The sequence below is a fragment of the Streptomyces sp. MspMP-M5 genome (genome assembly GCF_000373585.1).
Lineage (GTDB): Bacteria > Actinomycetota > Actinomycetes > Streptomycetales > Streptomycetaceae > Streptomyces.
In genome coordinates, this window is the sequence record NZ_KB891918.1 from 227,960 (window position 1) to 248,263 (window position 20,304).

The window sequence follows — 20,304 nt, forward strand, 5'->3', positions numbered from 1 at the left end:
TCCCCGCCCCAGGGAATACAGCGCCCCCTCGCTTCGGTCACTATAGGAGGCATCTTCTCCGGCCTTTCACTGAGGATCGAGTCTTGACTGAGCAGCTGCGATTGATGGCGGTCCACGCCCACCCCGACGACGAGTCGAGCAAGGGTGCGGCCACCATGGCCAAGTACGTGTCCGAGGGGGTGGACGTGCTGGTCGTCACCTGCACCGGGGGCGAGCGGGGCTCCATCCTCAACCCCAAGCTCCAGGGGGACCCGTACATCGAGGAGCACATCCACGAGGTGCGCAGGAAGGAAATGGACGAGGCCCGGGAGATCCTGGGCGTCAAGCAGGAGTGGCTGGGCTTCGTCGACTCCGGGCTGCCCGAGGGCGACCCGCTGCCGCCGCTGCCCGAGGGCTGCTTCGCCCTCCAGGACGTCGAGGCCGCGGCCGAGCGCCTGGTGAAGCTGATCCGTGAGTTCAAGCCGCAGGTCATCACGACCTACGACGAGAACGGCGGCTATCCGCACCCGGACCACATCATGACCCACAAGATCTCGATGGTGGCCTTCGAGGCGGCCGGCGACCCGGAGAAGTACCCGGAGGCCGGCGAGCCCTGGCAGCCGCAGAAGCTCTACTACAACCAGGGCTTCAACAAGCCGCGCACCATCGCGCTGCACGAGGCGCTGCTGGAGCGCGGCATGGAGTCGCCCTACGGCGAGTGGCTGGAGCGCTGGAAGCAGTTCGAGCGCCGTGAGCGCACGCTGACCACCTACATCCCCTGCGCCGACTTCTTCGAGATCCGCGACAAGGCGCTGATCGCCCACGCCACCCAGATCGACCCCGACGGCGGGTGGTTCCGGGTGCCGATGGACATCCAGCGCGAGGTCTGGCCGACGGAGGAATACGAGCTCGCGAAGTCGCGCGTGGACACTTCGCTCCCCGAGGACGACCTCTTCGCGGGCATCCGCAACAATTGAGCCCATGATGAGCGCGACCAGCACCCTCGCCCTGACGCACTTCGTCACCCTTGCCGACAGCTTCGACAAGGACAAGGTGACCCCCGGCGTCCTCGGCTTCATCGTCTTCGCGGTCATCGGCGGTGCCGTGTGGCTGCTGATGAAGTCCATGAACAAGCAGATGCGCAAGGTGGACTTCGAGGAGGCCCCGGAGGACGGCCAGGCGGACACCGCCGCCCCGGCCGCCGCGGCCCCCAAGCCGAAGACCGGCTGACGGCCCGGCGCCGGGCCGGCGGGCCCGGGGCGCGGGCGTGCGGACCGGGTGGCGGTCACCGAGCCGGCCGTTCGGCAGCGGCCGGCGGACCGGCCCGGCGGCTCGCCGATCCGAGCGGTCGGCGAGCCGTACCGCGGGCCGGGGACTCCGCATGCCGGGGGCCCTGCACGCCGGGGATTCGGCATGCCGACGGGCGGCACGCGCGCCGCCGTCAGTCCGCGGCCGCCGTCACCGGGCCGCCGGTGTCACTCCGCGGCCGCGGGCGCCGCGGCTATCGCCATGATCTCCCTGGCCTGACGGTCCGGCACCATGCCGAGCCGCCAGCCCTGCCACCCCGTCTCCGGCTCGATCCCGCGCTCCAGCAGCAGCGCGAAGGTCTGCGCGGACTCCGCCAGCTTGGCGTCCCGGCCGTCGTGCCGCTCCCGCACCAGCTGCGCCAGCTCCTCCTGGGCCACCGCCGTGCCGATCACCGAACCGCCCGGCGAGGCGAACGGCAGCAGCGTGCACCGCAGGAACCGCGCCCAGTCCTCCCCGCGCCGGTCGCCGTACCCGGCGAAGAGCTCCGCGGCCTCGTCGGCCAGCGCCAGCGCCTGGGCGGCCCGGCCGTTCCCGGCGTCGACGACCACCAGCTCCAGCACGGACCACGCCTCGCCGTGCGCCACCCCGATCCGCTGGAAGTCCTTCCGGGCGTCCTGGAGCAGCTGCCGGGCGAAGCCGCTGTTGCGCAGCGAACCCGTCTGCTCGGCCCGCAGGTCCCGGGTCACCCGGCCCGCGTGGTGCCGGGCGCAGGCCAGGCCGTAGGCGTCCTGCATGCGGCTGAACATGTTGCGCGCACGCTCCAGCTGGCGCAGCGCCGCATCGCGCTCACCGCGCTCCTCCAGCGCCTGGCCCAGGTGGAACATCGTCCACGCCTCGCCGCGGGCGTCCTCGTGCTGGCGGTGCAGCGGCAGCGCCCGGTGCAGCTGGTCGGCGGCCGCGCCCGGATCGCCGGCCGCCAGGCGGGCCCGCGCCAGCTGGGTCATCGCCCAGGCCGTGCCGCGGTCGTCGTGCGTACGGCCGTACAGCTCCAGTGCGGACGTCAGCGCCTCCTCGGCGCGCGGGACGTCGCCCTGCCGCAGACGGACCTGGCCGAGCTGGAAGTGCGCCCACGCCTGGCCGTGCAGGCTCTCGCTCTCCTCATGGAGCGCCAGCGACTCCCGCAGCATCTCCAGGGCCTCGGGGAGCCGGCCCCGGTCGCGCTCCACCGCGGCCAGCGCGTGCAGCGTCCAGGCACGGTCGCCGCGCATCTCCGGGCCGGCCTGGAGATCCAGCGCCTCCCGCAGCTTCGCCGCGGCCTCGGTGAGGCTGCCCTGCTGCTGGAGGGTGATGCCCAGATCGCGCAGCGCGCGGGCCGCGCCCACCGGGTGCTGTGCCTCGAAATAGAGGTCGACCACCGATGACAGCGTCGTCCGGGCGCGGTCCAGCTCGCCGAGCTGGCGGGCCGCGACGCCGGTCCGCCACTGCACCGAGCGCACCAGCAGCCCCCGGCCCGCCGCCTGGGTCAACTCGCTGAGCTCGCCCAGGCGGTAGAGGTCGCCGCGCAGCAGGCAGTAGTCGCACAGTGCGCCCAGCAGATGCGAGACGGCGTCCTGGTCCACCTCCTGGTCGGCGTGGCGCAGGGCGGCGGTGATGAAGCTGGTCTCGTCGTCCAGCCACTGCAGGGCCGCGTCCAGGGACGGGAAGCCGTGCGGGCCGAAGCGGTCGGCGCGGGTGGAGGTGTTGCCGTCGACCAGCCGGATCACCGCGTCGGCCAGCTCCGCGTAGCCGCGGATCAGCCGCTCCTGGGCCGCGGCGCGCTCGGCCGGCTCCTCCTCGTCCGTCAGCCGGGTGTGCGCGAAGCGGTGCACCAGGGGGTGCAGGCGGTAGCGGGCGCCGCGGACGTGCTCCAGCAGACCGGCCCCGGCCAGCTCCGTCAGCCGGCGCTTCGCCTCCGCGTCGGGGACGCCCAGCAGCGCGGCCGCGGCGGCCACGCCCAGGCTCGCCCGCCCCACCAGGGCCAGCCGGCGCAGCAACTGCCGGGCCTGCGGCGGCTGGTCGGCGTAGCGCAGCGCCAGCACCCGCTCCACGGGCCCCGCGGCGTCGGTCGCCGCCAGCTCGCGGGCCAGCGCGGCGGGGGAGCGGGTGCCCAGTGAGGAGCCGGCCGCGCGCAGTGCCAGCGGCAGGCCGGCGCACAGCTCGGAGATCCGGTCGAGCGCCTGGGCGTCGTACGGACCCGTGCCGTCCGCCGCCTCCGGCCCGGAGGGGGCCGCCGACCGCAGCAGCTCCTCGACGCCCGCCGCGTCCAGCGCGGCCACCGGGAGGTGGTGCACCCGCGCCGCCAGGTCCGCGGGGAGCTCCAACGGCGTACGGGAGGTGACCAGGACCAGGCTGTCGGAGCGCTCCGGCACCAGGGCCCGTACCTGCTCGGCGTCCGAGGCGTCGTCCAGCAGCACCGCCACCGGGAGCCCGGTCAGATGCTGGTGGTAGATCTCGGTGAGCCGGCGGACGTGCTGCTCCTGGGAGGGGCGCTCGCGGAAGAGCAGCTGCTCGCGCGGCGCGCCCAGGCGGTTGAGCAGGTGCAGCAGCGCGTCCCGGGTCGGCAGCGGCACCTCGCCGGGGGTGTCGCCACGCAGATCCACCAGGCACGCGCCGCGGAACTGATCGCGCAGCTGGTGTGCCGCCCGCACCGCCAGCGCCGTCCGCCCCGAGCCCGGCTCGCCGTGCAGCACCACCACCGTCGGCCGGGTCTCCGTGCTCGCCCGGCCGGCCTGCACCCACTGGGCGATCCGCGCCAGCTCCGCCCGGCGGCCGGCGAACGGGCCCTCCGCCTGCGGGAGTTGGGCGAACGACCGCTCCAGGACCGACCGCCGGCGGGCCGCCGCGCTGCGGTCCGCGCCGCGCAGCTGCGGCCCCCGGGAGCCCTTCCCCGCCGGCTGGGCCGTGGACGGGCCACCGCCCCGGGCCGCCGCGGTCAGCATCCGCTGCTGGTCCAGGAACGGCCGGACGCCGCGCACCTCCAGCGCCGTCAGCCACTGCAGCCGCAGCTGCTCCGGGCCGCCGGGCTGGCCCCGCATCCCGGCCTGGCGGTGCGCCGCCGGGAGGTGGCCGGCGGTCAGCTTCACGACCGCGGCCGCCGCGCCCGCCACCAGGGCCGCGAGGCCCGCACCGAGCGCCGGCCCGCCGCCCGTGCCGTACGCCAGATCCACCCCCAGGGCCGCCGCCGCGGCCACCGCGGAGGCCACCACCGGGGTGGCCAGCTCCTTGCGCGACAGCCGCTGCGCCAGCGGCCGCCGGCCGGCCGCTGCCTCGTCCAGCGCGCGCACATACGCCCCGTACTCCTCCGCCGCGGCGGCGGCCAGCTCGTCCAGGCCCGCCCGGGCCCGGCCCAGCAGCGCCGGCCCGTCGAGCCGGCCGCCCGAGCGGCGCACCTCCTCCTCGACCGTCCGCGCCAGCAGCGCATCCGCGTCCTTGCGGTGGCCGTCGCGCAGCCCCGCCCCTTCGCCCGGCATGCCCTTCCCCCTCCAGCAGTCGCCAGCATCCTGGCGGTCCAGCAGTCGCCGGCGGCTCACCGGAACCCGCCCGCGCCGGCCGTGCCGCCGCGGTGTGATCACCGCCGTGCGGACAGTCTTCCGCGCCCGGGCCGATTCCGGCAGGGCTGTGGACAACCGCCGCCTCTCCCGGCACCCGCGGCCCCGTTGGGAGAGGATGGCCTCATGCCGAACCGCCTGGCTCATGAGACTTCCCCGTATCTGCTCCAGCACGCCGACAACCCCGTCGACTGGTGGCCGTGGTCCGCCGAGGCGTTCGAGGAGGCTCGGCGGCGCGGCGTGCCGGTGCTGCTCAGCGTCGGCTACAGCTCGTGCCACTGGTGCCATGTGATGGCGCACGAGAGCTTCGAGGATCCGCAGCTCGCGGCGTTGCTCAACGAGCACTTCGTGGCCGTCAAGGTCGACCGCGAGGAGCGGCCCGACGTGGACGCCGTCTACATGGAGGCGGTGCAGGCCGCCACCGGGCAGGGCGGCTGGCCGATGACCGTCTTCCTCACGCCCGACGCCGAGCCCTTCTACTTCGGCACGTACTTCCCGCCCGCGCCGCGCCACGGCATGCCGTCCTTCGGGCAGGTCCTCGAAGGGGTCCGCAGCGCCTGGGCCGACCGGCGCGACGAGGTCGGCGAGGTCGCCGGCCGGATCGTCGCCGACCTCGCGGGCCGCTCGCTGGCCGAGTCGCTGGCCAAGGGCGACCAGCGGCCGCCGCGCCCCGAGGAGCTGGCCGGTGCCCTGATGGGGCTGACCCGGGCCTTCGACGCGGTGCACGGCGGGTTCGGCGACGCCCCGAAGTTCCCGCCGGCCATGGTGCTGGAGTTCCTGCTGCGCCACCACGCCCGGACGGGGTCCGCCGGCGCCCTGGAAATGGTCGAGGCGACCTGCGCGGCCATGGCCCGTGGCGGGATGTACGACCAGCTCGGCGGCGGTTTCGCCCGTTACTCCGTCGATCGGGAATGGGCCGTTCCGCACTTCGAGAAGATGCTCTACGACAACGCCCTGCTGTGCCGCGTCCACGCCCACCTGTGGCGCGCCACCGGCTCCGACCTGGCCCGCCGGATCGCCCTGGAGACCGCCGACTTCATGGTCCGCGAACTCCGCACCGCCCAGGGCGGCTTCGCCTCCGCGCTGGACGCCGACAGCGACGACGGGACGGGACGGCACACCGAGGGCGCGTACTACGTATGGACGCCGGAGCAGCTGCGCGCCGTCCTGGGGGAGCGGGACGCGGAGTTCGCCGCCACGTACTTCGGCGTCACCGAGGAGGGCACCTTCGAGGAGGGCGCCTCCGTCCTCCAACTCCCCGACACGGGTGGCCTGGCGGATGCCGCGCGGGTGGCGTCGGTCAAGGAGCGGCTGCTCGCGGCGCGTGCGGAGCGCCCCCGTCCGGGGCGCGACGACAAGATCGTCGCCTCCTGGAACGGGCTGGCCGTCGCCGCGCTCGCCGAGACCGGCGCCTACTTCGACCGCCCCGACCTGGTCCAGGCCGCCACCGACGCCGCCGACCTGCTCGTCCGCGTCCACATGGACTGGCAGGCCCGGCTGCACCGCACCTCCCGGGACGGCACGCCCGGCAACAACTCCGGTGTCCTGGAGGACTACGCCAACGTCGCCGAGGGCCTGCTGACGCTGGCCTCGGTCACCGGGGAGGGCGTCTGGGTGGAGTTCGCGGGCTTCCTGCTGGACACCGTCCTGGTGCAGTTCACCGCCCCGGACGGCACGCTCTACGACACCGCCGCCGACGCCGAGCGGTTGATCCGCCGCCCTCAGGACCCGACCGACAACGCCACGCCCTCCGGGTGGACCGCCGCGGCCGGGGCGCTGCTCTCGTACGCGGCGCTGACCGGCAGCTCCCTCCACCGGGACGCCGCGGAGCGCGCCCTGGGCGTCGTCACCGCCCTCGGCGGGCGGGCGCCGCGCTTCATCGGCTGGGGGCTGGCGGTCGCCGAGGCCGCGCTGGACGGGCCGCGCGAGGTCGCCGTGGTCGGCCCGCCGGACGACCCGGCCACCCGCGCGCTGCACCGCGCCGCGCTGCTGGGCACCGCCCCCGGGACGGTGGTGGCACTGGGCGCCCCCAGGGAGGACGGCGCAGCCGAGGTGCCGCTGCTCATGGCGCGCCCGCTGGTCGACGGCCGGCCCGCCGCCTACGTGTGCCGCCACTTCGCCTGCGAACAGCCGACGACGGACCCGGAGGAGCTGGCGGAGCGCCTGCGCTCCTGAGGGCGGCCGGCGGGGCCCGACTCTTCGGTGGGGCCGACTCTTCGGTGGGGCCGGCCCTTCTGTGGGCCGGCCCCCGCCCGAAGTCCTGGGACCAGCGACCGGATTGAAGTTGAGGTGCGCGTCAGGTTCTAGCCTCAAGGCATGACGAATCGCACGCACCGTGAAGTACGCCTGGCCGCCCGCCCCACCGGCCCGGTCACCGACGACCTCTTCGAGATCGTGGAGGTCCCCGTTCCGGAACCGGCCGAGGGCCAGGTCCTGGTACGCAACTCCCTGATGTCCGTCACCGCCGTGATGCGCACCCTGATGGACGAGCACACCACCCTCCCCATGCCGTCCTTCGTGGTCGGCGAGCCGCTGAACGGCTCCGCGATCGGCGAGGTGGTCGCCGCCCCGGGGACCGACCTCAAGGCCGGTGACCTCGTGGAGCACCGCCTCAGCTGGCGCGAGTACGCCCTGGTGGACGCTGCGGCGGTCCGGCGCCTCGACCCCGGGCTGCTGCCCGACCCGGCCGGCTACCTCTCGCAGGGCCCCACCGCCCTGATGGGCATCGACCGCGGCGCCGAAGTGCGGCCCGGCGACACGGTGTTCATCACCGGCGCGGCGGGCGGCGTCGGCCTGATGGCCGGCCAGCTCGCCAAGCTGCGCGGCGCCGCCCGGGTCATCGGCAGCACCGGCTCCCCGGAGAAGGCCGAGCGGCTCCGCACGGAGTTCGGCTACGACGCGGTGGTCGTCCGCGGCGCCGGGCCCATCGAGGAGCAGCTGCGCGCGGCCGCCCCCGAGGGCATCGACGCGCTCTTCGACACCGTGGGCGGCGAGCAGCTCCAGGCCGCGCTCGCGGTCGCCAAGCGCGGCGCCCGGCTCGCCCTGGTGGGCGCGCTGGCCACCCAGCTCTCCGACGGGCCGGCGACCACCACGCCGATCGACACCCTGTCGCTGGTCTCCCGGGGCATCACCATGCGCGGCGTCTCCCTCTACGACCACCGGGACCTCGTCCCCCAGTGGAACGAGCTGTTCGCCCAGGGACTGCGCGAGGGCACCCTCACCTTCCCGCACGCCCGGCTCCACGGCATCGAGCAGGCCCCGCGGGCACTCCAGGAGCTGATCGCGGGACGCCATCTGGGCTCTGTCATCGTGGAGTTGTAGAACACGGCAAGGATGCGGCAAGGGCGCGGCATACGGGAGCGCCGCCCCCGCGGGGGCGGCGGAACCGGCGGCACATGACGAGGTCCTTCCCCCCAGCGGGCCCCGGTCCCGGAGGTAGCCTGCACGGGTGACCACGTTGCTCGGGAGCCGTTCTCTCGTCCAGGAGGCCGCGGCGCTGCGGTCCGGTGCGGACGAGCCCCTCGACGCGGTGCGTCGCACCTGCGACCGCCTCGACGCCGTGGACCCCGTCATCGAGGCGTTCGTGCCCGAACCGGGGCGCCGCGAACGGCTGTTGGCGGCGGCCCGGGAGCTGGCCGCGGCCGGCCCGCCGGGCCCCGCCGGACGCCCTGCCCTCTACGGCATACCGGTCGGCATCAAGGACATCGTGCACGTCGACGGGCTGCCCACACGGGCCGGTTCGGCGCTGGCGCCGGGGGAACTCACCGGTCCGCAGGCCGCCGTCGTGGACCGGCTGCGGGCCGCGGGCGCGCTGATCGCGGGCAAGACCGTCACCGCGGAGTTCGCGGTGACCGCGCCCGGGCCGACCCGCAATCCGTACAACCCGGCGCACACGCCCGGGGGTTCGAGCAGCGGCTCGGCGGCCGCGGTCGCCGCCGGGGTGGTCCCGCTGGCCATCGGGACGCAGACCGTCGGCTCGATGATCCGGCCCGCCGCCTACTGCGGCGTGGTCGGTTTCAAGCCGACCTACGGGCGCATCCCGCTCGACGGCGTGATCCCCAACGCGCTCAGCTTCGACACCCTCGGGTGCTATGCGACGGAGGTGGCGGGGATCGCGCTGGCCGCCCCGGTGCTCTGCGACGGGTGGCAGACCGCGGACGGCGACGGCCCCGAGGGCGCGGCCGGAACGGGGCGGACACCGGTGCTGGGGGTGCCGGCCGGCCCCTATCTGGAGCGCGCCGGCGACGAGGCGCTGCGGGCCTTCGCCGCCCAGCGGGACGCCCTGGCGGCGGCCGGCTACGAGGTCCGCGAGGTGCCCGTGATGGCCGATTTCGCGGAGATCGTCGAGCAGCTCTTCACCATGAACCGCTACGAGGTCGCCCGCGCCCACGCCCAGTGGTTCGCCCGCCACGGAGCCCTCTACCGGGAGCAGACCACAACGGCCATCAAGGAGGGCCAGGCGATCGGGGACGCCGCCTATGAGGCCGCCCGGGAGCGCCGCGCCGCCTTCCGCGAGCGGCTCGCGGCGGACGGGGCGGCCGCCGGCGTCGACCTGTGGATCGCCCCGGCGGCCACCGGGCCCGCGCCCGCCGACCTCACCACCACGGGCACCTCGATCATGTGCCTGCCGTGGAGCAACGCCGGACTGCCGTCGCTGAGCCTGCCCGCCGGCCGGGCCGCCGACGGGCTGCCGCTGGGGCTCCAGTTGGTGGGCCGCTCCGGCGCGGACGAGGAACTCCTGTCCTGGGCGGCCGGCGTCGAACGCGTACTGGACGCGACGACCGGCTCCCGCGCCGGGATCTAGCGCGGCGCACGCCAACGGGGGCACAGGGGCGTGCCGGAGGTGATCGGGGGGAAGGAGCCGGGCGCGGAGCGCTGTGCGGTGGCCGAGGCGGTGGCCCGGCGCCGGCCGGCCGAACTCGACGGCCGTATCGCCCGGTTGTCCCGGGTGCGGGCGGGACTGGCCGCGCGCCTGGGGGAGCCCGCCGACCGGCCGGGCGGCCCGGCACGGGGGGACCGCTCGCTCACAGGGTGAGGCCGGCGGCCAGGATGTCCATCGAGCGGTGGATCAGGTCCTCGGGGTCGGCCGCCCGGCTGTCCTCGGCCCAGCGCAGCAGCGCCTCCTGGAGGGCGGCCAGCGCCGCCGCGCTGACGACCCGGATCCCCAGGTCGTCGGTCGGGCGGCCGGTGCGCTCGGCCAGTGCGGCGCTGACGGTGTCGATGTGCCGGGCGGTGATCTCGGCGGTGCGGCCGCGGACCGCCGGCACGTCGCGGAACAGCCGGATGCGCTGGACGAGTTCGCCGCGGTCGGCCGCGCTGATGCCGCGCATGATCCCGACCGTGACGTGCCGCAGCGTCTCGGCTATCGGCTCGCCGGCCGGGCGGTCGCGGATCCCGCGCTCCAGCAGGGCGTCGTAGTCGTCGGTGAGGACGATGTCCTCCTTGGCGGGGAAGTACCGGAAGACCGTACTGGGGGAGACCTCCGCGGCCGCGGCGATCCGGTCCACGGGGGTCGCGTCGTAGCCCTGCTCGGCGAAGAGCCGGAAGGCGGCCCGGCGGATCGCCTGCCGGGTCTGGAGCTTCTTCCGCTCGCGCAGTCCGGGCTTCGGGTTGCCGGGCGGCGGCGCGGCGGTGGGGTGTGCGGAGGCCATGCGGCTCATTGTCCCCACCCGCCGTGCGGTGGGCGCGCGGCGCTTTGACACAGCTCTGATTGTCAGTGGGGTGTGTCACGCTGTGGCGCGGGAATGGTCACTGTAAGTGACTTCGAAAGGGGGTTCGTGATGCGATCCGTGGTGCATGGATACGCCGCTCTTGCCGCGGCGCTGTGCGTCGCCGGCTTCCTGCTGGGCGGCGGGATGCTGGTGACGGCCCTGGTGGTGGCGGGCCTGGCGGTCCTGACGTGGCGGGTGGCCGCGGCCTCGCTGCCGCGGGCGGGGTGGCGCGGGGCGGTGGCCGGGAGACCGAGCCGCCGCCCCGCGGTGCCGTTCGCGCAGGTCCGGCCCGCCTCAGCGATGTGTATACGCCACCAGCGAGATGCCGACGTAATGCACGACGAACGCCGCAAGCGTGAAGGAGTGGAAGACCTCATGGAAGCCGAACCACCGCGGTGACGGGTTGGGGCGCTTGATGCCGTAGATCACGCCGCCCGCGCTGTAGAGCAGTCCGCCGACGATCACGAGGACGAGCACGGCGATGCCGCCGGTGCGCAGGAAGTCGGGCAGGAAGAAGACGGCGGCCCAGCCCATCGCGATATAGCAGGGGGTGTAGAGCCAGCGCGGGGCGCCGACCCAGAAGACCCGGAAGGCGATGCCCGCCAGCGCGGCCGCCCAGACGGCCCAGAGCAGCACCTGCCCATGGGTGCCCGGCACCAGCAGCAGCGTCAGCGGGGTGTAGGTACCGGCGATGATCAGGAAGATGTTGGCGTGGTCGAGCCGGCGCAGGACTCCGCCGATCCGCGGGCTCCAATTGCCGCGGTGGTACAGGGCGCTGACGCCGAACAGCAGGCAGGCGCTGACGGTGTAGATCGCGCAGGCCAGGCGGCCGCGGGGGCTGTCGGCGAGCGCGGTCAGCACGATGCCGGAGAGGAGGACGGCGGGGAACATTCCGGCGTGCAGCCAGCCGCGCAGCTTCGGCTTGAGCGGCGCGGCCGCGGCGGTGATCGCGGCGACCGGGGACCCGGAACCGGAATCGGTGCTGGACGGCGCGGCAGGGGGGCGGCTCTCGGCGGCGTCAGGCGCGGAAGTCATGGCGCAATGCTACCTACGCAACCGTAAGTTACGGATTCGACCGGAAGTGGTGACGGTCACCACTGCGCCCCCTGGACAGATCCGAATCGGGATCGGATGATCAAATGAGTGCGGTCGGCACCGGATGAGCGGTCACGAAGCATCCGGGTCGCAGCCCCCAAGGGGCAGACAAGCAAAAGAAGCGGTTTTCTGGCCTTGTAGGCCCGAAGCCGACAAAAACCCCTCATATAGGAGCGATCGTGGCGCGCGACAACGCGGCTCCCACCCCGACCCGGCACCAGGCCCTGCTCGACTGGGTCGACGAGATAGCGGCGATCACCCAGCCCGACCGGGTCGTCTGGTGCGACGGCTCGGAGGCGGAGTACGAGCGGCTGTGCGAAGAGCTCGTCGAGAAGGGCACCTTCAAGAAGCTCGACCCGATCAAGCGCCCGCACTCGTACCACGCGGCCTCCGACCCGAGGGACGTGGCGCGTGTGGAGGACCGCACCTTCATCTGCTCCGAGAAGGAAGAAGACGCCGGCCCGACCAACCACTGGAAGGCGCCCGCAGAGATGCGGGAGATCTTCACGGGCGAGCAGGGGATCTTCCGCGGCGCGATGAAGGGCCGGACGATGTACGTCGTCCCGTTCTGCATGGGGCCGCTGGGCTCCCCGCTGTCCGCGATCGGGGTGGAGATCACCGACTCCGCCTATGTCGCCGTGTCGATGCGCACCATGACGCGGATGGGCCGGCCGGTCCTCGACGAGCTCGGCGAGGACGGCTTCTTCGTCAAGGCCGTGCACACCCTCGGCGCCCCGCTCGCCGAGGGTGAGCAGGACGTCCCGTGGCCGTGCAACTCCACCAAGTACATCTCGCACTTCCCCGAGTCCCGCGAGATCTGGTCGTACGGTTCCGGCTACGGCGGCAACGCCCTGCTCGGCAAGAAGTGCTACGCGCTGCGGATCGCCTCCGTCATGGCCCGCGACGAGGGCTGGCTGGCCGAGCACATGCTCGTCCTCAAGCTGACCCCGCCGCAGGGCGAGGCCAAGTACGTCGCCGCGGCGTTCCCGAGCGCCTGCGGGAAGACCAACCTCGCCATGCTGGAGCCGACGATCCCGGGCTGGACGGTCGAGACCATCGGCGACGACATCGCCTGGATGCGCTTCGGCGAGGACGGCCGGCTCTACGCGATCAACCCCGAGGCGGGCTTCTTCGGCGTCGCCCCCGGCACCGGCGAGCACACCAACGCCAATGCCATGAAGACCCTTTGGGGCAACGCCGTCTTCACCAACGTCGCCCTCACCGACGACGGCGACGTGTGGTGGGAGGGCATGACGGAGGAGACCCCGGCCCACCTGACGGACTGGAAGGGCAACGACTGGACGCCCGAGTCCGGCACCCCGGCCGCGCACCCCAACGCCCGCTTCACGGTGCCCGCCGCCCAGTGCCCGACCATCGCGCCCGAGTGGGAGGACCCCAAGGGCGTGCCGATCTCGGCCATCCTCTTCGGCGGCCGCCGGGCCAGCGCGGTGCCGCTGGTGACCGAGTCGCTGAGCTGGCAGCACGGGGTCTTCCTCGGGGCCAACGTGGCGTCCGAGAAGACCGCCGCGGCCGAGGGCAAGGTCGGCGAGCTGCGTCGCGACCCGTTCGCCATGCTGCCGTTCTGCGGTTACAACATGGGCGACTACATGGCGCACTGGATCAAGGTCGGGGCCGACAAGGACCAGGCCAAGCTGCCGAAGATCTACTACGTCAACTGGTTCCGCAAGGACGACACGGGCCGCTTCGTGTGGCCGGGCTTCGGCGAGAACAGCCGGGTGCTCAAGTGGATCGTCGAGCGGCTGGAGGGCACCGCCGAGGGCGTCGAGACGCCGATCGGCGTGCTGCCCACCAAGGACGCGCTGGACACCAAGGGCCTCGAACTCTCCGATGCGGACCTGGAGTTCCTGCTCACCGTCGACAAGGACGTGTGGCGGGAGGAGGCGGCACTGGTCCCCGAGCACCTGAACACGTTTGGTGAGCATGCGCCGAAGGAGCTGTGGGACGAGTACCGGGCGCTTGTGAGGAGGCTGGCCTGACGGCGCGCGCCACGGTGTCGGCTTTCCCGCCGGTCCGCTGCGCTTGGCTGGCTTCCCACGTTGTCGGCTTTCCCGCCGTAGGGGTTCGCCTTGTTGCGCCTGGCGGCGCTTGGCTGTTGTCCGCTGCGCGGGGCTGTTGGGTGCGGTGACGGGCCTGCGGGGGTGGTGTGCCGGACTGCTTCGCTTTACGTCCGGCACACCACCCCCTCCGGCCCGTCCCCTCCCGTTGGGGTGGGAAAGACGGTGAGTTGGGGGTGGGGCCGGGGGTGTTGTGCGGGGCGGTGGGTGTTTTTTGGGGCGGGCCGTCAGGCGGTGGCGAGGTCCGGGGTGGTCGGGGTGTGGATGGCCAGTAGTTCCTCGGCCAGGGTGAGGGCGGCGGCGTCGTCGCGTGAGGTGGCGACGGCCAGGGCGTTGCCGGCCAGGGTGCGGGCGCGTTGGCGGAGGGCCGGGATACGGGTCCGGTCGTCGGTGCCGGAGGGCTCGGCGCGCAGTGGGTGGTGGCCGCTCAGCCGGGTGACCTCGGCGGCGATGCGGTCGGCCGCCGAGGCCAGGGCGGCGCGGTCGGTGGCGCACTCGGTCAGCGCGTGCAGCTCATCGGTGACGGTGAGCAGGGCGGTCAACTGCCCGGCGAGCCGGATGGTCAGCTCCTCGTCGCGGGAGCGGTGCGGGATCCCCGGGGCGACGGCCATGGTGTGGACCGACTTGGTGCGGATCGGTTCGTACATGGGACGGCCTCCTGAAAAAGTCCAGGAGACCATCCTAGCTTAGACGCTGTCTAAAGTTGAGGGTCGTATAGAACTCGCTCCGCTTCAGTACTGACCGTAACCGTCGAGGAAGGCGCCGATTCGGGTGACGGCGTCGGTCAGGTCGTCCGTGTTGGGCAGCGTGACGAGGCGGAAGTGGTCCGGCTCGGGCCAGTTGAAGCCGGTGCCATGGACGATCATGATCTTCTCGGCGCGCAGCAGGTCCAGCACCATCTGCCGGTCGTCCTTGATCTTGTAGACCTTGGGGTCCAGCCGGGGGAAGGCGTAGAGCGCGCCCTTGGGCTTGACGCAGCTGACGCCCGGTATCCGGGTCAGCAGCTCGTAGGCGGCGTCGCGCTGTTCCAGCAGCCGGCCGCCGGGCAGCACCAGGTCGTTGATCGACTGCCGGCCGCCCAGCGCCGTGGCGACCGCGTGCTGTACGGGCATGTTGGCGCACAGCCGCATGTTCGCCAGGATCGTCAGCCCCTCGATGTACGAGGAGGCGTGCGCCTTCGGGCCGCAGACCGCCAGCCAGCCGCTGCGGTAGCCGGCGACGCGGTACGCCTTGGACAGGCCGTTGAAGGTCAGCGTCAGCAGGTCTGGGGCGAGTGAGGCGAACGGGGTGTGGGTGACGCCGTCGTAGAGGATCTTGTCGTAGATCTCGTCGGCGCAGACGATGAGGTTGTGCCGGCGGGCCAGCTCGGCGATGCCGCGCAGCAGCTCGTCGTCGTAGACCGCGCCGGTGGGGTTGTTGGGGTTGATGACGACGATGGCCTTGGTGCGGTCGGTGACCTTGCGCTCGATATCGGCGAGGTCGGGCATCCAGTCGGCCTGCTCGTCGCAGCGGTAGTGCACGGCGGTGCCGCCGGAGAGCGAGACCGAGGCCGTCCACAGCGGGTAGTCCGGGGCCGGGACGAGGACCTCGTCGCCGTCGTCCAGCAGTGCCTGCATGGACATCTGGATCAGCTCGGAGACGCCGTTGCCCAGATAGACGTCGTCGACGGAGAGCTCGACGCCCTTGGTCTGGTAGTGCTGCACCACCGCGCGGCGGGCCGAGAGCAGGCCCTTGGCGTCGCCGTAGCCGTGCGCGGTGCCGACGGAGCGGAGGATGTCCTCCAGGATCTCGGGCGGGCAGTCGAAGCCGAACGCGGCCGGATTGCCGGTGTTCAGCTTGAGGATGCGGTGACCCGCCGCCTCCAGCCGCATGGCCTCCTCGAGGACCGGGCCGCGGATTTCGTAGCAGACGTTGGCGAGCTTCGTTGACTGGATCACCTGCATGACGGCCACTCTACGGGGGCGTAGGGAAGCCCGCCGGGTGGTTTTCACCACGCGGGCGGCACGGGGTGCGGAATCGCTCACGGGGTGTGACGGGTGGGGCGGGTGTTGATTTCGTCGTGGGGCCCCAGGAGGGGCGCGGTGTTAGCGGTGCCGTCCCGGGGTGCGGCGGATGGCGCGGCCCGCCAGGGCGTCGGTGCGGCGGCCGTCCTTGATGACGAAGCGGCCGTCTATCAGGACGTGCGGGATGCCGACGGGCGGGGTGCGCGGGGCGTCGAAGGTGGCGCCCGCGGCGACCGTCTCCGGGTCGAAGAGGACCAGGTCGGCCCGGTATCCCTCGCGGACCAGGCCGCGGTCGGGCAGCCGCAGCCGGGCGGCGGGGCGGGAGGTGAGGTGGGCGACGGTCTCCTCCAGGGAGAGGACGCCGAGGTCGCGGGCGTAGTGGCCGAGGTAGTGCGGAAACGTCCCGTAGGCGCGCGGGTGCGGCTTGGCGCCCTGGAGGATGCCGTCGCTGCCGCCGGTGTGTACGGGGTGCCGCATGATGGCCCGGACGTTCTCCTCGTGGCCGACGTGCTGGAGGATCGTCGAGCCGAGGCGGTCCTCGATGAGCAGGCGGCGGGCGGTGGTCCAGGGGGGCTCGCCGCGCAGGGCGGCGGACCGGGCGACGGTCCGGCCGACGCAGGAGGCGAGCCCGGGGTCGGTCACCCCGGAGATCTCGACGGTGTCCCAGTCGACCGGTACGCCGTGGCAGCCGTCCGAGCCGGTCTCCTCCACGTCGCGGCGGATGCGCTCGGCGCTCTCCTCGTCCCGGAGCCGGGCCAGGGTCGCCTCCGGGCCGCCCTCGTTGGCCCAGCTCGGCAGCATCGCGACGAGGGTCGTGGAGCCCGGGGTGTACGGATAGGTGTCGAGGGTGATGTCGGCGCCCTCGGCGAGGGCGGTGTCCAACAGGGCGAGCAGGTCGGCGGCCCGCCCCTTGTTCACACCGAAGTTCATCGTGGCGTGGGCCAGGTGCAGGGCGCAGCCCGCGTCCCGGGCGAGCGCGATCATCTCCTCGTAGGCGGCGAGCGCCCCGGCGCCGTAACTGCGGTGGTGGGGGCAGTAGTAGCCGTCGTAGGCGGCCACGACCCGGCACAGTTCGGTGAGTTCGGCGTCCGTGGCATACATGCCGGGGGTGTAGGTCAGGCCGGAGGACATGCCGACCGCGCCCTGGGCCAGGCCCTCGGCGACGAGCCGTTTCATCGTGCCGAGTTCGGCGGGGGAGGGGGCGCGGTCGTCCCAGCCGACGGCGTACATGCGCACCGTGCCCTGGGGGACGAGGTAGGCGGCGTTGACGGCGATGCCGCGGCCGCCGTGCGCGCCGTCGAGAGCGTCGAGGTAGCCGCCGACCGTGCGCCAGGAGAAGTCGACGTCCGTGCCGTCGCCGTTCCAGCCGGTGATGGTGCGGCACACCTGGGCGAGCGTGCGGTCGTCGACCGGGGCGTAGGACAGGCCGTCCTGGCCGAGGACTTCGAGGGTGACGCCCTGGGCGGCCTTCGCGGTGTGCTCGGGGTCGCGCAGCAGCGCCAGGTCGCTGTGCGCGTGCATGTCGATGAAACCGGGGGCGAGGGCGAGGCCGGCGGCGTCCACGGTGCGGGCGGCGGACGGGCGGGGGCCGCCGTCCGCCGCCCGGTGGATCGTGGCGATCCGGCCGCCGGCCAGCGCGACGTCCGCGCGGTAGGCGGCCCCGCCGGACCCGTCGAGGACGTGGACGTCGCGGAGCACGGTGTCCATGCGCGGGCCGCCTTTCTCGGGGCCGGGCCGGGGTCGGGGCTCGGGGTCCGGGTCAGGGTGCGATCAGGGAGGTGTCGGGGGTGGTCCGGGGCGGGTGGCGCACCCCCGCGGGTATCAGAAGAACGTGCGGATGAAATCGACGACCGTCCCGTCCTCCTCGACCAGCGGAATCAGCTGCCACTTGTCGAAGGAGGTGCACGGATGCGACAGACCCAGACCGACCCAGTCGCCGACCTCCAGGTCCCCGGCGTGCTCGGTGCGGACCCAGGCGTGCTGGTCGGACAGGCCGGTGACGGTGAGGCCGGCCGCCGGGCGCTCGGTGCCGTCCCGGCCGGAGCGCACGACCTGCGCCTGCGGCAGATGGAGGTCGTACGCCGCGTCCCGCTTGCCCGCGTTGAGGAACGCCTGCTCGGGGGTGGGCCGGGAGACGACCTGCGCCCAGAGCCGGAAGGAAGGCCGCAGCGCCCCCTCTTCGGGGACGCGGTTGAAGGGAGTGAGGTGACGGTAGTGCCCGTCGTCGTGCGAGACGTAGGCGCCCGAGCGCAGCAGTTTGAGGACCGGCGCGGAGAGCTCGGGAAGCTCCGCGAAGACCTCGGCGACCGCGTCGAACCACGCGCTGCCGCCGGCGCTGACGATGATCTCGTCGAGGTCGGTGAAGCGCCCGGAGGCGTCGAGGTCGGCGGCGAGCGCGACCAGCCGGCGCAGCCAGGCGGTGACGCGCCCGTGGTCGGCGTCCGGCACCTCGCCCTCGTAGCCGGCGACGCCGACGAGGCGGAGGGTGTCCACGCCCGCGATGGCGTCGGCGAGTTCGCGGCACTCGGCCTCGCTGCGGGCGCCGGTCCGGGCGCCCTCGCCGGCGCCGAGTTCGATGACGACGTCCACGGGGCGGACGGCCTCGGCGGCGCGCAGCGCCTCGTCCATCAGCGCGATACCGCGCAGGGAGTCGACGTAGCAGACGAAGCGGAAGTCCGGGTCGGCGGCGAGTTCGCCGGCGAGCCAGCGCAGCGCGGCGGCGTCGACGACCTCGTTGGCCAGGAAGATCTTCTGGATGCCGAAGTCGCGGTAGACGCGCGCCTGGTGGGGGACGGCCGCGGTGATCCCCCAGGCGCCGTGCGCCAGTTGGCGGGCGAAGAGCTGCGGGGCCATGCAGGTCTTGCCGTGCGGGGCGAAGGCCAGGCCGTGCCGGGCGGTGTAGGTCTCCAGGAGCGCGAGGTTGTGCTCGACCGACTCGGCGGAGAGGGCGAGTACGGGCGTGGTGAAGCCGTCCGTGAAGAGATTGCGGCGCTCGGCGGCCAGCTCTCCGACGGTGCGCCCGGAGGCGTCCGGCGGGAGCGCCTTGAAGCGGTGATCGACCTTGTCGTCCGCGAGGTTCCCGAGTTCCCGCGCGAGCCGCTCGCCGGCCATGCAGCCTCCTCAAAGCCCGTGTTGCAGTCTGTGCAACGCCCATTGCGCATATCGCTAACCGCTGTCTAACATCCGGGCCATCGCCCGGTCAATGGTTCAGAAAACCCCGGGACGGGCCATGGAAACGCGCCACCGCGGGCGGACGGAGCAGCCGGTGGCGCACCGGCCGCGGGACGGTCCGGTGCATGCAGTGGGGACGGCCACTTCCCCCGAACTCCCCGACGGGCCACGAGCAGGGGCCCCGGCGGCGACCCAGCGAAGGAGTGCAACCGATCGTGACCAGGTCCTCGAATGCCGGCGACACCCCCGTCCCGGCGGACGGCGCCGCCCCGGACGTCGATGTCGTCTGCCTCGGCGAGTCCATGGTCACCTTCCTGCCCACCGCCCCCGGCCCGCTCTCCGACGTCCCCGCCTTCGAACGGGCCATCGGCGGCGCCGAGTCCAACGTCGCCTGCGCCCTCGCCCGCGCCGGCCACCCCACCCGCTGGATCTCCCGGGTCGGCGCCGACGGCTTCGGCGACCACCTCGTCCGGGAGATCGCCGGCCACGGCGTCGACACCCGCGCGGTCCGCCGCGACCCCGCCCGCCCCACCGGCATCTACTTCCGCACCGCGGGCGACCGCGCCACCGACGCCCACGAAGTCGTCTACTACCGCACCGGCTCGGCCGCCTCCGCGATGGGCCCGGCCACCATGGACCTCGCCGCCCTCCGCTCCGGCCGGGTGCTCCACCTCTCCGGGATCACCGCCGCGCTCTCCGCCGACTGCCTCGACCTGCTGCGCGCCCTGATGTCCCACCCGTCACCCGACCACCACCCCCCAACGGCGGCGCTGCGCGCCGGCAGTCCCCACCCGTCACCCGGGACGCCGCGGCCCCACCCGTCACCCGGCGGCGTCGTCCTGGACGCTCCGCGGCGCCCGTTGCTCTCCTTCGACGTCAACTACCGGCCGCGCCTGTGGTCCGGCCCCCGGGGGCCGCGAGTCCTCCTCGACCTCGCCCGCGCCGCCGACGTGGTCTTCGTCGGCGCCGACGAGGCCCAGGCCGCCTGGGGCCTGCCCGACCCCCGGGCCGTCCGCGCCGCGCTGCCCGAGCCGGAGACCCTCGTCGTCAAGCTCGGCCGGGCCGGCGCGCTCGTCTTCCGGCACGCCCCCGGCGCCCCCGGCCACGACGACGCCCCCGCCGGCACCCTCGTCCCCGCCCCCACCGTCGACGTGGTCGCCGCGGTCGGCGCGGGCGACGCCTTCGCCGCCGGCTTCCTCTCCGCCACCCTGCGCGGACTGCCGCTGCGCACCCGGGTCCGGCACGGCCACCTGTGGGCCGCCGCCGCCCTCACCGTCCCCGGCGACCTCGCCCCGCCCCCCGCCCGGCCCCTCGCCGACCGCCTGGCCGCGCTCGACGACGACGCCTGGGGGACACTGCACCTCGGCCCCGGCTGGACGGACGCCATGGAGGCCGCGGACCAGGAGGTGCACACACAGTGAGCGAGCACAGCGAG

General features: G+C 73.7%; 15 protein-coding genes. 8 read left to right on the plus strand and 7 right to left on the minus strand.

The window, feature by feature from the left end:
- Positions 1-83 precede the first annotated feature (83 nt).
- Complete coding sequence (mca, locus tag B073_RS0130105) at positions 84-956, plus strand: mycothiol conjugate amidase Mca (RefSeq protein WP_026247866.1); 873 nt, start codon at positions 84-86, stop codon at positions 954-956.
- A gap of 4 nt (positions 957-960) precedes the next feature.
- The gene (locus B073_RS0130110) at positions 961-1,209 is read left to right on the plus strand and encodes a hypothetical protein (RefSeq protein ID WP_018541803.1); all 249 of its coding nucleotides are present in this window, start codon (positions 961-963) and stop codon (positions 1,207-1,209) included.
- A gap of 245 nt (positions 1,210-1,454) precedes the next feature.
- On the opposite strand, the gene B073_RS0130115 is transcribed toward B073_RS0130110, so the two are convergent.
- A complete protein-coding gene (locus B073_RS0130115) occupies positions 1,455-4,736 on the minus strand; it encodes a tetratricopeptide repeat protein (protein WP_018541804.1) in 3,282 nt (1,093 codons plus the stop codon).
- Between the two features lie 204 nt (positions 4,737-4,940).
- Between B073_RS0130115 and B073_RS0130120 the strand changes: the two genes are divergently transcribed.
- From B073_RS0130120 to B073_RS41515, 4 genes are all read left to right on the plus strand, one after another.
- Positions 4,941-6,989 carry a thioredoxin domain-containing protein gene (locus B073_RS0130120; protein WP_018541805.1) on the plus strand — a complete coding sequence of 683 codons (2,049 nt, stop codon included), beginning with the start codon at positions 4,941-4,943 and terminating at the stop codon, positions 6,987-6,989.
- 141 nt (positions 6,990-7,130) lie between these two features.
- Positions 7,131-8,135 (plus strand): MDR family NADP-dependent oxidoreductase, encoded by a 1,005-nt coding sequence (locus B073_RS0130125; protein WP_018541806.1) that lies wholly within the window; start codon positions 7,131-7,133, stop codon positions 8,133-8,135.
- A 127-nt stretch (positions 8,136-8,262) separates the two neighbouring features.
- Positions 8,263-9,618 carry an amidase family protein gene (locus tag B073_RS0130130; RefSeq protein WP_018541807.1) on the plus strand — a complete coding sequence of 452 codons (1,356 nt, stop codon included), beginning with the start codon at positions 8,263-8,265 and terminating at the stop codon, positions 9,616-9,618.
- A 39-nt stretch (positions 9,619-9,657) separates the two neighbouring features.
- Complete coding sequence (locus tag B073_RS41515) at positions 9,658-9,849, plus strand: hypothetical protein (protein WP_158690251.1); 192 nt, start codon at positions 9,658-9,660, stop codon at positions 9,847-9,849.
- On the opposite strand, the gene B073_RS0130140 is transcribed toward B073_RS41515, so the two are convergent.
- Positions 9,839-10,465 (minus strand): TetR/AcrR family transcriptional regulator, encoded by a 627-nt coding sequence (locus B073_RS0130140; protein WP_018541809.1) that lies wholly within the window; start codon positions 10,463-10,465, stop codon positions 9,839-9,841. The genes B073_RS41515 and B073_RS0130140 overlap by 11 nt on opposite strands.
- Before the next feature lie 354 nt (positions 10,466-10,819).
- A complete protein-coding gene (gene trhA / locus B073_RS0130145) occupies positions 10,820-11,560 on the minus strand; it encodes a PAQR family membrane homeostasis protein TrhA (RefSeq protein ID WP_018541810.1) in 741 nt (246 codons plus the stop codon).
- Positions 11,561-11,799: 239 nt separating this feature from the next.
- Between trhA and B073_RS0130150 the strand changes: the two genes are divergently transcribed.
- Positions 11,800-13,617: a phosphoenolpyruvate carboxykinase (GTP) gene (locus B073_RS0130150; RefSeq protein WP_018541811.1), complete on the plus strand. Its 1,818-nt coding sequence runs from the start codon at positions 11,800-11,802 to the stop codon at positions 13,615-13,617.
- Between the two features lie 305 nt (positions 13,618-13,922).
- On the opposite strand, the gene B073_RS0130155 is transcribed toward B073_RS0130150, so the two are convergent.
- From B073_RS0130155 to B073_RS0130170, 4 genes are all read right to left on the minus strand, one after another.
- Positions 13,923-14,342: a hypothetical protein gene (locus B073_RS0130155; RefSeq protein ID WP_018541812.1), complete on the minus strand. Its 420-nt coding sequence runs from the start codon at positions 14,340-14,342 to the stop codon at positions 13,923-13,925.
- A gap of 84 nt (positions 14,343-14,426) precedes the next feature.
- On the minus strand, positions 14,427-15,638 hold the full coding sequence (locus B073_RS0130160) for a pyridoxal phosphate-dependent aminotransferase (protein WP_026247867.1): 1,212 nt from the start codon (positions 15,636-15,638) through the stop codon (positions 14,427-14,429).
- A 141-nt stretch (positions 15,639-15,779) separates the two neighbouring features.
- Positions 15,780-17,405 (minus strand): N-acyl-D-amino-acid deacylase family protein, encoded by a 1,626-nt coding sequence (locus tag B073_RS0130165; RefSeq protein ID WP_018541814.1) that lies wholly within the window; start codon positions 17,403-17,405, stop codon positions 15,780-15,782.
- Positions 17,406-17,519: 114 nt separating this feature from the next.
- The gene (locus B073_RS0130170) at positions 17,520-18,809 is read right to left on the minus strand and encodes an amino acid deaminase (protein ID WP_018541815.1); all 1,290 of its coding nucleotides are present in this window, start codon (positions 18,807-18,809) and stop codon (positions 17,520-17,522) included.
- Positions 18,810-19,084: 275 nt separating this feature from the next.
- Between B073_RS0130170 and B073_RS0130175 the strand changes: the two genes are divergently transcribed.
- Positions 19,085-20,290: a sugar kinase gene (locus tag B073_RS0130175; protein WP_018541816.1), complete on the plus strand. Its 1,206-nt coding sequence runs from the start codon at positions 19,085-19,087 to the stop codon at positions 20,288-20,290.
- The last annotated feature ends 14 nt before the right edge of the window (positions 20,291-20,304 follow it).

Excerpts from the sequence above, each read along its gene's own strand:
- B073_RS0130110 (WP_018541803.1), top strand. The coding sequence starts at position 961 with ATGATGAGCGCGACCAGCACCCTCGCCCTGACGCACTTCGTCACCCTT.
- B073_RS0130115 (WP_018541804.1), bottom strand. The coding sequence starts at position 4,736 with ATGCCGGGCGAAGGGGCGGGGCTGCGCGACGGCCACCGCAAGGACGCG.
- B073_RS0130120 (WP_018541805.1), top strand. The coding sequence starts at position 4,941 with ATGCCGAACCGCCTGGCTCATGAGACTTCCCCGTATCTGCTCCAGCAC.
- B073_RS0130125 (WP_018541806.1), top strand. The coding sequence starts at position 7,131 with ATGACGAATCGCACGCACCGTGAAGTACGCCTGGCCGCCCGCCCCACC.
- B073_RS0130140 (WP_018541809.1), bottom strand. The coding sequence starts at position 10,465 with ATGGCCTCCGCACACCCCACCGCCGCGCCGCCGCCCGGCAACCCGAAG.
- trhA (WP_018541810.1), bottom strand. The coding sequence starts at position 11,560 with ATGACTTCCGCGCCTGACGCCGCCGAGAGCCGCCCCCCTGCCGCGCCG.
- B073_RS0130155 (WP_018541812.1), bottom strand. The coding sequence starts at position 14,342 with ATGTACGAACCGATCCGCACCAAGTCGGTCCACACCATGGCCGTCGCC.
- B073_RS0130160 (WP_026247867.1), bottom strand. The coding sequence starts at position 15,638 with ATGCAGGTGATCCAGTCAACGAAGCTCGCCAACGTCTGCTACGAAATC.
- B073_RS0130165 (WP_018541814.1), bottom strand. The coding sequence starts at position 17,405 with ATGGACACCGTGCTCCGCGACGTCCACGTCCTCGACGGGTCCGGCGGG.
- B073_RS0130170 (WP_018541815.1), bottom strand. The coding sequence starts at position 18,809 with ATGGCCGGCGAGCGGCTCGCGCGGGAACTCGGGAACCTCGCGGACGAC.